Here is a 14115-nt window from a genome sequence, read left to right as displayed (position 1 = left end):
CCGTGACCGCGATCAACGTCGACACAACTCCGCTTCCGCGGCAGGGGACCCAGCGCCGGGGGTCCGGCTCGCTCGCCCGCCGGCTCACCGGCGGCACGCTCGTCAAGGTGCTCATCGCGGTGATCATCATCGCGGAGCTCTACCCGCTGTTCTGGATCCTGACCAACTCGTTCAAGACGAAGAGCGAGATCGTCGACGAACCCCTGTGGTCCCTGCCGGGCGGGTTGCAGTGGCACAACTACGTCGACGCGTGGACGACCGGCAGCCTGGGCCACTACGCCCTCAACAGTCTCATCGTCACGGTGCCGTCCCTGGTGCTCATTCTTCTCCTGGGCGCCGCGGCCGGCTTCGCCCTGGAGGTGATGGTCTGGAAGGGCCGCAACACCATCCTCTTCCTGATCGTCGGCGGCATGATGGTGCCACTGCAGATGGTGCTGCTGCCGCTGTTCACCATCTACTTCAACTTCGGCCTCTCGGACGGCTACCTGCCGCTGATCATCACGTACGTCGGCCACGGGCTTCCGCTGACCGTCTTCATGATGGCCACCTATTTCCGCGCGGTGCCCCGTGAACTGTTCGAGGCGCTGGCAATGGAGGGCGGCGGGCCGTTCCGGGCGTTCTTCTCGATCGGGCTGCCGCTGATCCGCAACGGCCTCTTCACCATCGGGCTCCTGCAGTTCTTCTCGGTCTGGAACGATCTGCTGATCGCGCTGACGTTCAATGTGGACTCGAAGCTCTCGACGGTCCAGGTCGGCCTCCTGCATTTCAGCGACGAGTACGGTTCCGTCGACTACGGCCCCCTCTTCGCCGCCATCAGCATCACCGTGTTCGGCACCCTCGCCGTGTATCTCGTGCTCAACCAGCAGGTCATGCGGGGCCTGACGGCCGGGTCGGTGAAGGGATGATCGTCGACGCCCACACCCACATCTGGCCGCGCTGGCCCTACCGGCCCGACGTGCCCGACTCCGATTCCCGGGGACGGGCGGAGAACCTGCTGCTCGAGATGGACCGCGCCGGTGTCGATGCCGCGCTCGTGGTCAACGCGCACATCGAGCATGCCGGCGACAACAACGACTACGGTGCCGAGGTCGCGGCGATCCACAGAGGACGGTTGCTCCAGGTCGCCGACATCGACAGCCGGTTCGGGCCGGACTACCACCGGCCGGGCGCGGCGGACCGCCTCCGCGCGACCGTCGAGCGGTACCACCCGGTCGGCGTGTCCCACTACCTCGCCGCGGACAACGACGGCTGGCTGCGCTCCGCGGCGGGGCGGGAGTTCTTCCAGGTCGCGCAGGACGCGCGGCTGCTCGTGAGCCTGGCCGCACCGCCGGCGTGGTACGACGACCTCCGCGACACCGCTCGCCGGTTCCCGGACGTGCCGATCCTGGTCAACCATCTCGCGGTCGTCATGCTGCATCCCGACGGGATCGACGCGGGCCTGCGGCTCGTCCTCGACCGCGAAGATGTGCCGAATCTGCTGGTAAAAGTCTCCGGCTACTATTATGGGCACGACCGCCCGTGGGACTACCCATACCTCGACCGGTTGCCCATCGTCAAGGCGTTCGCCGAGAGCTGGGGCCCGGGCCGGATGGTGTGGGCGTCCGACTGGCCGTCGTTGCTGCCTCACCACAGCTACCGCCAGGCGCTGCAGGTGCTGCGGGACCATGCGGACTTCCTGAGCGAGGACGACATCAACCGCATCCAGGGCGGCACCCTGGAAACACTGCTACGCGAACGGGGACGACTGCGATGAGCGCGCCACGGCCACGGGTCGGTATCGTCGTGACCGCGGCGGGCCGCCGCCGCTACTTCTTCCCCGAACACGTCGCGCGCCTCGAGCGCTCCGCCGACGTCGTCTGGCTCGAGCTCGAGGGTCCCGACCGGGTGTTCGGGCCGCCGCCGCAGGACCCGGCACTGGCCGCGCGCGTCGCCGAGTTCGCCCGTGACCTCGACGCGATCGTCGTGAGCTACGGGTGCCCGCGCATCACCGACGACATCATGGCCGCGGCCCCGCGACTGCGCCTGATCGGTGACACCCACGGTGACCGGTTCGCGGCCCGGGTGGACGTGGATGCCGCGCACCGCCGGGGGATCGTGGTATCCGACACGACCAACGGGTCGTCGGATCCCGTCGCCGAGTGGGCGCTCGCGCTCGCGTTGATCGGCCTTCGCAATGCGGGCGCGCTGTTCCGCCGGTTGGTCGCGGGTGAGCTGCTCTGGCCCGACCGGACCGTGTTCCTGGAGGATCCCGGATATCTGCACGGCGAGCTCACCGGGAAGACGGTCGGCCTCATCGCCCTCGGGAACGTGGGACGCCGGCTGCTGGAACTCCTCAGACCGTTCCACGTGCGCGTGCTCGCCTGCGACCCGGGTGCCCCGGACGTTCTCGCCAACGCCTACGATATCGACCTGACGAGCCTGGACAACGTGCTGGAGCGGTCCGACGTCGTCATCAGCCTCGTGCCGCTGACGCAGGCGACGGCGGGGATGATCGGTGCCGAGCAGATCGCCCGGCTGCGCCCTGGATCAGTGTTTGTCAACGTGTCCCGCGGTGCCGTCGTGGATACCGAGGCGCTGGTAGAGCGGCTGCGGCAGGGTGACATCATCGCCTGTCTCGATGTCGTCGAGCCGGAGCCCTTGTCGATCGACTCGCCGCTGCGCACAATGCCTAACGTGTTCCTCAGTCCACACATCGCCGGCGTGACGGACGCCGCCGAGCCGAGGTTCTTCGAATACATGGTGGACGACGTCGAGCGCGTCCTCGCCGGTGTGCGTCCGCGCTACCGGCTGGTGCCGCGCGAGCCCAGTTCCTCGTGAGACGTGTGGTAGCCCTACAGTGAGCGAACGAGGCAACGGCGCGGTCAACAAGGTCGGCATTCGCGAGGTGGCGAAGCACGCGGGCGTCGCGCTGGGTACGGTGTCGCACTACCTCAACCACCCGGAGCGGGTGTCGGACCAGAAGGCGGAGCGCATCCGCCTCGCCATCGAGGAACTCGGGTTCGTCCCGAACATTGTCGGCCGGCAGCTGCGTCTCGGCGAGAGCAACGCCATCGCGTACATCGCGCCCGACTTCAGCAACCCGTTCTTCTTCACCCTCGCGGAGGGCGTGGAGGCGCGGGCGGCGGAGCACGGGCTGGCGGTGTTCGTGGTCAACGCGCACGGCAACCGCGAGCGGGAGGACCAGTACATCGGGCTGTTCGAGCGGTACCGGGTGCGCGGCATGCTGGTGGCGTCGTTCGAGCGGTTGGAGGACCGGCTGGCGGAGGTGCGCAAGCGCGGCACGCCGAACGTGCTGATCGGCGGCCGCGCCGTCTCCGACAAACAGCCATCGGTCTCCGTGGACGAGGTCGTCGGTGGACGGCTCGCCGGGGAGCACCTGCTGTCGCTCGGGCGCCGGCGGCTGGCCTTCGTCGGTGGACCGCTGTCGATCCAGCAGGTGGCCGGTCGGTTGCAGGGGGCCAGCCTCGCGGTGCGTGAGGCCGGGACGGCCACCCTCGAGGTGGTCGACATCGCGGAGCGCACGATCCGGGCCGGTCGGGCGGTTGGGCATCGCATCGTGGCCCGCGAGCCCGCCCAGCGGCCCGACGCCGTGTTCGCGGTCAACGACCTGCTGGCCATCGGCATCATGCACGCGTTCGTCACGGCCGGCGTGCGGATCCCGGAGGATATCGCCGTGATCGGCTACGACGACATCGAGTACGCGGAGTCATCGATCGTTCCGCTTTCCTCGATCCGCACGCCACACGAGGACTTTGGATCGGCAGCCGTGGACCTGCTGCTGAAGAACATCGAGTCCGGTGCGGTGCGTCATGAGGTGTTCACACCGGAGCTCGTCATCCGGTCCAGTACGAGCGGTCGGGCGCCCGCCTGAGCCGGGCGAGGAGCAGGGGAGCGGGTCGTCCGGGCCGGTCGTGGCGATCCGGCCCGGACGACCTTCCTTAGCGGGCGATCTGCTTCAGGTGCAGCATCCGGGCCAGCACATGGTCGAGCTCGTCGTCGCGGAAGACCTTCTTCCAGTCGTCGCGAAGGATGGATTCGCGTCCGTAGTCCATCGCGATGAGGCAGGCGTCGCTGAACGGGTTGTCGCCCTTCAACGTGTTCGCCAGCGCGACCTGGGTGTGGCCGAGCAGGATCGCCCGGGCCGCCGGCTCCGGAACGCCGAGGGCCACGGTCTCGTCGAGCGCCTCCTTCAGCAGCGAGCCGACCATGCAGGCGATGGTCTCGACCAGGGTCGGTTCCAGCTGGGCGAGCTGCTTGACCGTCACCCAGTGAACGTCGCCGACCGGGGCGAAGATGGCCCGCACGACCGTCTCCACCCGGTCCTTTACGGCCGAGTCGTCCGACTCGACGGCGGCGATCGCGTCCTGCCGGGCCGCTATGCCGCCGAACGTGTCCGCGTACTCCTCGGGAGTGTGGCGCTCCACGAAGACCGACGGGTGGCACGGGTGCGTGACCGCCTGGACGACCTCGTCGCGCCGGGTGAGCAGGCCGGCGTACGCGGCCGCCGGGTCGAGCGTGAGCAGGACGCTGCCCGGCTTCATCAGCGCAACCAGCTCGGCCGACACGGTCGCCAGCGCCAGGTCGGGGACGGCCAGGATCACCACGTCGGCATCGGCCACGGCGGTGGGCGAGTCGGTGAGCGTGCGGCCGGCCGCCGTCACGCGTTCCTGCCCGGCCGGCGAGTTCTCGCTGTACCAGACCTGGTGTGCCGTCCGGACGAGATTGTTGGAGACCCGCATCCCCATCTTCCCGCCGGCCCCGATCACCGCGATCTTCAAGGCGTCGGTATCACTCATTGCCGTGCTCCTTCTGATAGTCGCGGAGGTATTCGAGTGCGACGGCCGTCCAGCGTTGCTCTTCGGCCGCGGTCGCCGCGGGATCGCCCTGCCAGGGCAGCCAGTGCTCGACGATCTGGGAGATGCCCCGGCGCTGCGGCTCTACCGCACGCGCCATGTGCGCGTAGTCCAGCAGCCCCGTGCCGAGCGGGGCCCCGGTGAACTGGAACCCGACCCAGCCCTCGCTGCGGGTGAACGCGAAGTCCTTGACATGGACGTCCGCTACGTACGGGGCGCACAGCTCGACGGTGTCGCGGGGCAGGTCGAGCGCCGCGACACCGTTACCCGGGTCCAGGCATATGCCGAGCCGGTCCGAGCCGACCGTCTCGACGAGCCGGACCAGCTCGCGCACCGGTACCCGTTCGTACGTCTCGAGCACGAGCGTCACACCGGCCTGGTCGTAGTCCGGTAGCACGCGACGCAGCCGCTGCTCGGACTGCCCGAGGGTCGACTTGTCGCCCACCGGGTTGAGCATCGTCCGTACGACCGCGGCGCCGAGGACGTCTGCGAGACGCAGAAAGGCTGTCAGATGCTCCGTGGCGGTTCCCCGGGTGCCGAGCTCGAGCCGGATCCCGAGGTCGTCCGCGCGCTGACGCAGGTCGCGCAGCTCGCCGGGCGAGAACGTCAGAATCCTTGGATAGTCACAGATCTGGAACATGCCGACCCCGTGGGCCGCCGTTCGTTCGAGGGCCTGGCCGAGGGTCAGCGGCTGTGGCATCCGGTCGGATAGCTGCCAGAAGTAGGCGTACGTGCCGAGGCCGATCAACGCCGTCCTCCCGCTGCCGATGGCCGCGCCGCGGCTTCGTCGAGTACTTTGGCCAGGCGGGCCGGATCGTGCGCGAAGCGGCCCAGGAACAGCCCGTCCACACCATCGGCGAGTTCGCCGAGAAGCCCCGGGCCGGCGCTGCCGCCGTAGAGCACGGCTCCGTCCGGACGCCCGGTCACCTCGGCGAGCACCGCGCGTAGTCGCCGGGTCACGGGCGTGACCTCGCTCGCCGGCGCGGGCTGCGGGGCGCCGATGGACGCCAGCGGCTCGTAGGCCACCCACACCGGTCCGGCGGGCCGTCCGGTCAGCGCCGCGCGGAGCTGGGCTTCGGCGACGGCCATCGCGTCCTCGTGCGGCCGCGCACCGACGCAGATGAGCGGTGTGAGGCCGTGCCGGGCGGCGGTCGCGACCTTGGTGGCCACCGTCTCGTCGGTCTCACCGAACAGCCCGCGCCGTTCGGCGTGGCCGATCTCGACCACTGAGACGCCGGCCTCGGCGAGCTCGGCCGCGCTCACCTCGCCCGTGTACGGCCCCGGTTCGTCGGCGGCCACGTCCTGAGCGGCCACGCGGACCGGCGTGCCCACGAACGCGCCGGCGGCGCCCGGGATGGCGAGGTGGCTGGGCGCGACGAACAGCACCGTGCGCCCGTCCTCCAGCTCGGGCCGGCCGGCGACCAGCGCCGCGACGGCGCGGCACCAGTCGTGTGCGGCGCGCAGCCCGAAGTACATCTTGAGGCTCACACCGATGACCAGAGGCATGGTCAAGACGCTTCCTTCATCTCGTACCGCCCGAGCACGGCGAGCTTGTCGGAGCTGGCGCTGGTGGGGTCGAAGCGATAGCCGAGCCACTCGCGGACGAGCCGCCGGGCGAGCTCGATGCCGATGACCCGCTGACCCAGGCACAGCACCTGGGCGTTGTTGCTCAGCACGGACCGCTCGACGGAGAAGCTGTCGTGCGCCGTCACGGCCCGGATCCCGGGCACCTTGTTGGCCGAGATCGCCACACCGAGACCGGTCCCGCAGATCAGCAGGGCCCGGTCGGCCTCGCCGCGGGCGATCATCTCGGCGGCCTCGATCGCGACGCGAGGGTAGGGCGTATGGCCGTCGGCGTCCACACCGACGTCGACGACGGAGGCGACGAGGTCGCTCGCCTCCAGGTCCGCCTTGAGTACCTCCTTGTAGCGATACCCGGCGTCGTCGCCGCCGACGACGATCCGCAGGCGATCGGTCACGCTTCCTCCTCGAGTTGCGTCAGGCAAAGGGCGGCGGCCGTCATGGCGATGGCGAAGGACCGCGCACCCGGGTCCGGAGTGCCGAGGCTGCGCTCGGCGTGTGGGCGGGCTCGGCCGAGCCGGGGCAGCAGGTCCGCGGTGGCGTCGGCCGCGGTGGTGGCCGCCTGGGCCGCCGCGAGCCAGGCGGCCGCGAGGGAGCTCCCGTCGGCGATCCGGCGGGTCAGCCCGTCCACGAAGGGCGCGAAGGCGTCGACGAGCGTCTTGTCGCCCAGGGCCGCGCCGCCCTGTCGCCGGACGGCGGCGAGGGCATCGGCGACCGCTTCGGCGACCGCACCCGGCGTTGGCGCCTCCACGTCACCCAGACGATGGCCGACCGCGCGCAGCGTCGTACCCCACAAGGCACCGGAGGTCCCGCCGCCCCTGTCCGCCCAGGCGTCGCCGGCGATGGCCAGGACCTGCCCGCAGCCCAGGCCACGGTCGCGCGCGGGCCGGGCCGCCTCGGCCGCGGCCAGGGCCCCCCGTCGCATCCCGATGCCGTGGTCGCCGTCGCCGGCCACCGCGTCGAGGCGGCCCAGCTCGTCGGCCGCGTCGGCCACCGCCGCGGCGACGGCGTCGAGCACCGCGCAGGCCGTCGCGGCGGCCGCGCGGGACGCTTCGGACCCGAGCGTGGGTTCAGCGGCGGCCGGCGGCTGGGCTGTCGTCACGTCCGCGGCCGGCGTGCCCGCACGCCTGGTGAGCGCGGTCGGGGCCTTGCGGTAGGCGGGAGTGTCCGCCGGTGCGAGCCAGAGTTCCTCGAGCTCGTCATCGAGCCAGGTCAGCGTGAGCGAGGCGCCGGCCATGTCGAAGCTGGTGCAGAACTCGCCGACATCGGGATCGACGGTCGTGACACCGGCCTCGGCGAGCCGCCGGGCCACACCGCGGTAGACGACGAACAGCTCCTCGTACTTCACCGAGCCGAGACCGTTGAGGATGACTGCGACGCGACCGTCCGCCGGCGTGCTGACGTCGTCGGGCAGTTCGCCGAGGAGCCGGCCGACGAACAGCGCGGCCAGCTCGTCGGCCGTCGGCAGGTCGTCGTCGGAGATGCCGGGCTCGCCATGAATGCCCATGCCCACCGCCATGCGCCCCTCAGGCACGCGGAACAGCGGCTCGGACGCACCGGGCAGCGTGCAGCCGGAGAAGGCGACACCCAGCGTGCGGGTGCGGTCGTTGGCCCGCCGCACGACCCGCTCCACGTCGTCGAGCGCGGCACCCCGGGCCGCGGCGGCGCCGGCCAGCTTGAACACCGCCAGATCGCCGGCGATGCCGCGTCGGCGTTCGCGTGATTCGCGCGGTGCGCTGGACACGTCGTCGGTCACGAGCACGGTCCGGACGTCGACCCCGTCCGCCCGCAGTCGTTCCTGGGCTTCGGTGAAGTTGAGGACGTCGCCCGCGTAGTTGCCGTAGCAGAACAGGATGCCGGCGCCACCGTCAGCGGCTTGGGCCACCGAACGCACCCGCGCGGCGGACGGCGAGGCGAACAGGTCGCCCATGGCGGCGCCATGCGCCAGGCCCGGGCCGACGAGGCCCGCGAACGCCGGATAGTGCCCGGAGCCGCCCCCGATTACGACGGCCACCTCGCCGGCGGCCGTGCCGTCCTGACGGACCACGCCGCCAGGGACCCGGCGGACGAACCGTGCGTAGGCCGCGGCGAATCCGTCGGTCATCTCGTCGGCGAAGCCGACGGGGTCGTTGAACAGTCGGGTCATGGACCCCTCCTCAGCGCACGGGTGCCCATCATAGCAACCGGTTGACCGGTTTTGGGAAGTGGCTCATCGGTCCCGCCGCACGCTCCGCTATCGTGATGGCATGCCTGCGTACCGCGATGACCGCTCGGCGGAGATCGGTGCCGCGCTCGGCGCGCTGCCGTCGGGGAGCGCGGTGTCGGCGGTGGCGACGAGCCTGCTCGACCTGTTCACCAGCGGCAGCCTGGAACCCGGCACGCGCCTGCCACCCGAGCGGCACCTCGCGGCGACGCTGGGCGTGGGCCGTTCGGCGGTCCGTGAGGCACTCGCCGCGCTCGAGATACTCGGGATTGTCGAGGTGCGAGCCGGTGCCGGCACCTTCCTGCGTGGCAGCACCAGCGAGCTGCTGCCGCAGAGCCTCAGCTGGGGCATGCTGATCGGGCGGCGTCGCACCGAGGACCTGGTCGAGCTTCGCGGCGCGCTCGAGATTTACGCGGCCCGCCTGGCCGCGGAGCGGATGAGTCCGGACGGCGTCGCCCGTCTCGGTAGCCATCTGCAGCGGATGCGCCAGTCCCGCGCGGACATCCCCGCGTTCGTCGAGGCCGATCAGCGCTTCCACCAGGAGTTGGCCGACGCGACCGGCAACGCGACCCTGGTCGACCTGCTACGGATCATCCGCTCGTTGCTGCGGGTGTGGGTGGATCGTGCGGTGCACGAGCCCGAGCAGGTACGCCTCGCCATCGCCGAACATGTCGCGGTCCACGACGCGATCGTGGCGGGCAACGGTGACGCGGCCGCCTCGGCCATGGCGGTGCACATGGTCACCGCGGGCCGGCGGCTGCTGGCAGATGCGAGTACGGCGGGGGAGCCGGCCCGCTGATCGCGCCGGCGGCAGCCGGAAGCCGGTCGGGAGCCGACGCTGAAACGTATCAAAACTTTCGCCCGATGGCTTTTAAAACGTATCAACGGCCTGTACGGTGACCGCTGTGACCGACCTGTTCCCGGCCGATGCGGTCCTTGAGAACCTGTTCACCGGGGCCACGTGGGGCGAAGGTCCAGTGTGGTTGCCGGCGCTGCGTCGGCTGCGCTGGAGCGACATTCCCGGCAACCGCATCCTCGAGTACGACGATGCGAGCGGCACCACCCACGTCTTGCGGACCGATGCCGGCTTCTCGAACGGGCGGACCCTTGATCGGCAGGGCCGCGTCGTTCAATGCAGTCACGGCCGGCGGGCGATCGAGCGTGAGTCGCACGACGGCCCGCGGACCCTCGTGGACCGCTGGGAGCACGGACGGTTCAACTCGCCCAACGATGTCGTGGTGGCGCGCGACGGCACGATCTGGTTCACCGATCCGCCGTACGGCATCCACGAGAGCGGCCGCGAGGGCTACCCGGGCCGGCCCGAGTACGGCGGATGCTTCGTCTTCCGCTTCGACGAAGCGTCCGGCGCGGCGGCCCCGGTCATCACCGACATGGTGCATCCCAACGGTCTCGCGTTCTCTCCGGACGAGTCGGTCCTGTACGTGGCCGACACGGGATACCTGCAGGTCCCCGGAGGCCCGGCCGTCATCCGTGCGTACGACGTCGTCGACGGCGCGCATTGCACGCACGGCCGGGACCTTGTCGCTGTACGCCCGGGCGGCACGGACGGCATGCGGGTGGACGCCGAAGGTCGCATCTGGAGCTCCAGCGCGGACTCGGTCCAGGTGTTCACGCCGGCCGGCGAGCGGCTGGCCGGGTTACCGGTACCCGAGAAGGTGTCGAATCTGTGCTTCGGCGGTGACGACGGCCGGACACTGTACATCACCGCTTCGACGAGTCTCTATCGGATTCGGACCGCTACGACGGACGCGCGATACGCGGACCGATGAGGCGGCCGTAGCAGAAGTCTCGCCTCGCCCGGCGAGGCCGAGAAGCAAGGGGAAAAGCTTCCTCACGGTCGCGGCCGCCGAGCTCCTCTGATCCACAGTGGACACAGGATGGAAGGAACACCATGATCGACCGTTACGCGTCGCTCCTGAGCGCTCACATCCTCGCGAAGAGCGACGAGATGACGCGTGAACCGGTGGGCGTCCTCCAACACCCTTTCCTGGTCCCGAGCAGTCCCGACTCGCCGTACTACAGCGGCCATCTGTGGGACTGGGACTCCTGGTGGGCGAGCGTCGTGCTGGCACAGGTCGAGGCGGAGACCGGGCAACCGGGTCGGTACGCGCAGTACGAGGAAGGGAGCATCCTCAACTTCCTCGACCACACCACCGACGACGGCTTCGTGCCGATCCAGCTCAACCCCGAGGGGAGCCTCCGGCACGGTGACTTCGGCAGCGAGGAGGAGTACGCCCGGCACCAGAACACACACAAGCCGGTGCTCGTGCAACACGCCACCCTCCTGGCGCGGCGGCGCGGGGATGCTCAGTGGCTGCGACCCCACCTTCGCAAACTCGAGGCGTTCCTCACCGGCTACCTCACTCGCCACTACCACGAGGAGACCGGCCTCGTGTACTGGCAGACCGACTTCGCGATCGGCGTCGACAACGACCCGTCGGTGTACTACCGTCCGGTGAAGAGCACGGCCGCCATCTACCTCAACAGCCTGATGTATCGCGAGCTGCTGGCGTACGGGCAGCTGCTGGAGCAGCTCGGCGAGACACAGGAGTCGCTGCGGTGGCGGCGTCGCGCCCAGGACCTCGCGGATGCGATCAACCGGCACTGCTGGGACGAGCGCGACGGGACTTTCTACAGCGCCGACCTCGGGCTGCGTGCCGTCGACCCCGCTGACTGGCTCCACAGTGGAGCTCCGCGGGCCTGGTCGTCGTTGCTGCTGCGGATCGACAACTGGTCGAGCTTCCTTCCGATGTGGGCGGGATTCGCGTCCACGGAACAGGCGCAGCGGATGGTCGAGCGGATCCGCGACCCGCGAACCTTCGCCGCGAACTACGGGATCCGGTCGCTGTCCAGGCTCGAGAAGATGTACGACCTTCGCGCATCCAACAATCCGTCCAACTGGCTCGGCCCGATCTGGGGGATCAGCAACTACCTGGTCTTCCGCGGCCTGCTCAAGTACGGCTTCACCGACGACGCGCGGGATCTGGCGGAGAAGACGGTCCGGCTGTTCGGACACGACCTGGAGACCAACGGCTGCCTGCACGAGTTCTACCATCCGGACAGCGGCGAACCGATCATGACGAGGAACTTCCAGAACTGGAACTTCCTGGTCCTCCAGATGATCGCGTTCCTCAACAACCGCCCTATGGTGACGGAGTTCTGAGCGCGATTCCGCTGCGTTTCCCGCCGTGCTGGGCGCCACCCGGGTGGGGCGGCTGGCCGGACGTGTCGTGGGTGTCGCCGATCGAGTTCGTGGCCTGCTGCTCATCGCGGCGGCCCACGGCCGGCTCCTCCGGTCCAGGTTCCAGCGCCGGCGACTGTACCGCCGGTTCGCGCGGGGCGTTGCCCCTCAGGGGAAACACCGCGATGACGATGGCGTACGGGCCGGGTGAGGCGTCCGGCGGCGTGGCCGAGTAAGGGCTACGGCCCGGCCGCCCGGGAGGTGAACCCCCGCGTCGCGCTCGCATATCGCCACCCGGTTCGGGAAGCATGCCGGCGGCACACCCAGGAGCGCGGGGTAGCGCCGGATCCGGCCGCGGGCCGGACTGCGGCTCCAGGTCACGCGGTCGATGGCGCCCGCGTTCGGTGTGGCCACGTCACAGGGGGAAGGCCGCTCAGTTCACCACACCGAGCCGAAAGAGTCCACGCCACATGAAGTGCTCCACGCGGGGCCGCGCCGTGCTGGTCGGCGCCGCCCTCACCGCCACCGTCACGCTCGCCGCCTGTAGTGACACTGCAGGCAGCGGCGGTACTCCTACAGCGCCGACCAACGGCAGTGTGAGCGTCAATCCCACGTTCAACAACGTCGACGCGATGTTCGTCCGAATGATGATCCCGCACCATGAGCAAGCGGTGCAGATGGCCGCCCTTGCCGGGACGAAGGCGACCGATCCGGACGTCAAGCAACTCGCCGCCAGGATCAGCACCGAGCAGAAGACGGAGATCGCGACGATGAAGGGCTGGCTGGCCGCTTGGGGCCAGCCGACCACGATGCCGAGCTGTCCCGGCATGCATTGCATGCCGAGCGGCACGATGCCACATGGCATGATGCCCAGCGGGATGCCGACGATGCCGGGCATGATGTCCAGCGCCGACATGGCGAAGCTGAAGGCGGCGACCGGCAATGATTTCGACAAGCTGTTCCTCCAAATGATGATCACTCACCATCAGGGAGCGATCACCATGGCCCAGGCCGAGCTGGCCCACGGCACCAACCCGGACGCCAAGGCCCTCGCCGGCCGCATCGTGCAGACACAGCAGGCCGAGATCGTCGCGATGCAGCGAATGGCCGGCCACCTGTGAGTCAGCTGTCGGGGTCGAAGGCGCCGTCGAACTCGAAGACCGGGTTGGGCACGTCGTTGCCGCGCTCGTCGGTGATCGTGGCGGCGCCGACGAGCTTGGACGGGCCGCCGGCGACGTAGGTCGCGTCGGCGTGGGCCTGGACCTCGAACTTGCCCTGCCGGCGCTGGCCCTGGTCGTCGGTGAAGGTGATCATGCAGATCCAGTCGGGTCCGGGGCCGGTGTCGGCGACCTTGGGGCCGCCGCGATCGCATGCGGACGCGGGTACGGATCATGGCGGTTCAGCCTCCGGTGATGTCGCGGCGGCGCAGCGCCAGGTAGCCGATGACGAGACATGCGACGGTCCAAGCCGCGGCGACCGCGGCGGCCTGGACGAACGGACCCTGCTGGCCGCGGAGCTGGAGTTCGCGCTGCGCCGCCCCCGCCCCGCCGCGGAACTCGTGGACGCCCTGCGCGCCGCCGCCACCGACACCGCCGGGCTCATCGCGCTCGCCGACACCCTCCTGGCCGTCGGCGTCCAGGCCGCTCCCGACGCGGCCACAGCGGCGATTGGCCTGGCCATGGCCCTCCCGCCGGTCATCCAGCGGTACCGCAACGCCGCCGACCTCACCGGCACCACACTGCGCACCGACCTCGAGCCCACGCCACCGGTCCGCATCGACCCGGCCCGCCTCGAACGGATCACCACCAACCTGCTCGACAACGCCACCCGCCACGGCGCACCGCCGATCACCATCGCCACCAGCACCACCGACGGGTACGCGCGGCTCACGGTCCACGACACCGGCCCCGGCATGCCGGCCCAATTCCTGCCCCACGCCGCGGAACGCTTCGCCCGCGCCGATACTGCCCGCACCACCGCCGGCACCGGCCTCGGCCTTTCCCTCGTCGACGCGATCGTCGCCGCCCACGACGGGCACCTGTGGTGGTGCTCCGGCGCCACCCACCACCCGCAGCCCACCCCGGTACCGTGCACCCACCCCGCCACCGGCACAACGATCACCGTCCTGCTCCCGGCAGCCCCGGAACCGACCGAGCCGGCGACCGGCACGCCCCGAGCGTGACCGTGGCCGCCGCCGCCAGCAGCGACATCACCGGCCCGGCCAACGCCACCGTGGAACCGGTAACCGAAGCGGTGTAACCGTGGTTACATGGAAG

The 14115-nt window shown here is 70.2% G+C and carries 15 protein-coding genes; 9 read left to right on the top strand and 6 right to left on the bottom strand.

Annotation, left to right across the window (positions count from 1 at the left end; translation table 11 throughout):
* Positions 1–2 precede the first annotated feature (2 nt).
* The 4 genes from ACQPY0_RS42395 to ACQPY0_RS42380 are packed head-to-tail and all read left to right on the top strand — an operon-like array spanning position 3 to position 3871.
* On the top strand, positions 3–905 hold the full coding sequence (locus tag ACQPY0_RS42395; RefSeq protein ID WP_432974203.1) for a carbohydrate ABC transporter permease: 903 nt from the start codon (positions 3–5) through the stop codon (positions 903–905).
* Positions 902–1753, top strand: a complete 852-nt coding sequence (locus ACQPY0_RS42390; protein ID WP_432974201.1) for an amidohydrolase family protein — start codon at positions 902–904, stop codon at positions 1751–1753. The genes ACQPY0_RS42395 and ACQPY0_RS42390 overlap by 4 nt, the downstream gene beginning before the upstream one ends.
* Complete coding sequence (locus tag ACQPY0_RS42385) at positions 1750–2817, top strand: hydroxyacid dehydrogenase (RefSeq protein WP_432974199.1); 1068 nt, start codon at positions 1750–1752, stop codon at positions 2815–2817. Before ACQPY0_RS42390 ends, ACQPY0_RS42385 begins: the two co-directional genes overlap by 4 nt.
* Positions 2818–2836: 19 nt before the next feature.
* A complete protein-coding gene (locus tag ACQPY0_RS42380) occupies positions 2837–3871 on the top strand; it encodes a LacI family DNA-binding transcriptional regulator (RefSeq protein ID WP_432974197.1) in 1035 nt (344 codons plus the stop codon).
* A 67-nt stretch (positions 3872–3938) separates the two neighbouring features.
* Here ACQPY0_RS42380 and ACQPY0_RS42375 read toward each other — a convergent pair whose 3' ends face one another.
* Genes ACQPY0_RS42375 through ACQPY0_RS42355 form a run of 5 tightly spaced genes read right to left on the bottom strand, consistent with a single transcriptional unit; the run spans position 3939 to position 8580 of the window.
* A complete protein-coding gene (locus ACQPY0_RS42375; protein WP_432974195.1) occupies positions 3939–4796 on the bottom strand; it encodes a phosphogluconate dehydrogenase C-terminal domain-containing protein in 858 nt (285 codons plus the stop codon).
* Entirely contained in the window at positions 4789–5601 is an 813-nt protein-coding gene (locus tag ACQPY0_RS42370; RefSeq protein ID WP_432974193.1) for a sugar phosphate isomerase/epimerase family protein, read from the bottom strand. Before ACQPY0_RS42370 ends, ACQPY0_RS42375 begins: the two co-directional genes overlap by 8 nt.
* A complete protein-coding gene (locus ACQPY0_RS42365; RefSeq protein ID WP_432995591.1) occupies positions 5598–6359 on the bottom strand; it encodes a triose-phosphate isomerase family protein in 762 nt (253 codons plus the stop codon). Before ACQPY0_RS42365 ends, ACQPY0_RS42370 begins: the two co-directional genes overlap by 4 nt.
* 2 nt (positions 6360–6361) lie before the next feature.
* Positions 6362–6832, bottom strand: coding sequence for a ribose-5-phosphate isomerase (locus ACQPY0_RS42360; RefSeq protein ID WP_432974191.1), 471 nt, complete (start codon positions 6830–6832; stop codon positions 6362–6364).
* On the bottom strand, positions 6829–8580 hold the full coding sequence (locus ACQPY0_RS42355; RefSeq protein ID WP_432974189.1) for a dihydroxyacetone kinase family protein: 1752 nt from the start codon (positions 8578–8580) through the stop codon (positions 6829–6831). The genes ACQPY0_RS42360 and ACQPY0_RS42355 overlap by 4 nt, the downstream gene beginning before the upstream one ends.
* 100 nt (positions 8581–8680) lie before the next feature.
* Between ACQPY0_RS42355 and ACQPY0_RS42350 the strand changes: the two genes are divergently transcribed.
* The 4 genes from ACQPY0_RS42350 (at position 8681) to ACQPY0_RS42335 (ending at position 12960) form a co-directional block, all read left to right on the top strand.
* The gene (locus tag ACQPY0_RS42350) at positions 8681–9436 is read left to right on the top strand and encodes a FadR/GntR family transcriptional regulator (RefSeq protein WP_432974187.1); all 756 of its coding nucleotides are present in this window, start codon (positions 8681–8683) and stop codon (positions 9434–9436) included.
* A 106-nt stretch (positions 9437–9542) separates the two neighbouring features.
* Positions 9543–10427, top strand: a complete 885-nt coding sequence (locus ACQPY0_RS42345; RefSeq protein ID WP_432974185.1) for an SMP-30/gluconolactonase/LRE family protein — start codon at positions 9543–9545, stop codon at positions 10425–10427.
* Between the two features lie 122 nt (positions 10428–10549).
* Complete coding sequence (locus tag ACQPY0_RS42340) at positions 10550–11821, top strand: amylo-alpha-1,6-glucosidase (RefSeq protein ID WP_432974183.1); 1272 nt, start codon at positions 10550–10552, stop codon at positions 11819–11821.
* A gap of 488 nt (positions 11822–12309) precedes the next feature.
* Positions 12310–12960: a DUF305 domain-containing protein gene (locus ACQPY0_RS42335; protein WP_432974181.1), complete on the top strand. Its 651-nt coding sequence runs from the start codon at positions 12310–12312 to the stop codon at positions 12958–12960.
* A gap of 1 nt (position 12961) precedes the next feature.
* Here ACQPY0_RS42335 and ACQPY0_RS42330 read toward each other — a convergent pair whose 3' ends face one another.
* Entirely contained in the window at positions 12962–13153 is a 192-nt protein-coding gene (locus tag ACQPY0_RS42330; RefSeq protein WP_432974179.1) for a hypothetical protein, read from the bottom strand.
* Here ACQPY0_RS42330 and ACQPY0_RS42325 point away from each other — a divergent pair.
* On the top strand, positions 13152–14021 hold the full coding sequence (locus tag ACQPY0_RS42325) for a sensor histidine kinase (protein ID WP_432974177.1): 870 nt from the start codon (positions 13152–13154) through the stop codon (positions 14019–14021). The genes ACQPY0_RS42330 and ACQPY0_RS42325 overlap by 2 nt on opposite strands.
* Positions 14022–14115 lie beyond the last annotated feature (94 nt).

Source organism: Dactylosporangium sp. CA-233914, assembly GCF_050942935.1.
Taxonomy (GTDB): Bacteria; Actinomycetota; Actinomycetes; order Mycobacteriales; family Micromonosporaceae; genus Dactylosporangium.
Note: the sequence above shows the minus strand (reverse complement) of the source record. Positions and strands in the feature narration are given on the sequence as shown.

Coding starts and splice junctions, on each gene's coding strand:
- ACQPY0_RS42355 (WP_432974189.1), bottom strand. CDS start 8,580: ATGACCCGACTGTTCAACGACCCCGTCGGCTTCGCCGACGAGATGACC.
- ACQPY0_RS42390 (WP_432974201.1), top strand. CDS start 902: ATGATCGTCGACGCCCACACCCACATCTGGCCGCGCTGGCCCTACCGG.
- ACQPY0_RS42375 (WP_432974195.1), bottom strand. CDS start 4,796: ATGAGTGATACCGACGCCTTGAAGATCGCGGTGATCGGGGCCGGCGGG.
- ACQPY0_RS42335 (WP_432974181.1), top strand. CDS start 12,310: ATGAAGTGCTCCACGCGGGGCCGCGCCGTGCTGGTCGGCGCCGCCCTC.
- ACQPY0_RS42365 (WP_432995591.1), bottom strand. CDS start 6,359: ATGCCTCTGGTCATCGGTGTGAGCCTCAAGATGTACTTCGGGCTGCGC.
- ACQPY0_RS42385 (WP_432974199.1), top strand. CDS start 1,750: ATGAGCGCGCCACGGCCACGGGTCGGTATCGTCGTGACCGCGGCGGGC.
- ACQPY0_RS42325 (WP_432974177.1), top strand. CDS start 13,152: ATGCAGATCCAGTCGGGTCCGGGGCCGGTGTCGGCGACCTTGGGGCCG.
- ACQPY0_RS42340 (WP_432974183.1), top strand. CDS start 10,550: ATGATCGACCGTTACGCGTCGCTCCTGAGCGCTCACATCCTCGCGAAG.
- ACQPY0_RS42350 (WP_432974187.1), top strand. CDS start 8,681: ATGCCTGCGTACCGCGATGACCGCTCGGCGGAGATCGGTGCCGCGCTC.
- ACQPY0_RS42330 (WP_432974179.1), bottom strand. CDS start 13,153: ATGATCACCTTCACCGACGACCAGGGCCAGCGCCGGCAGGGCAAGTTC.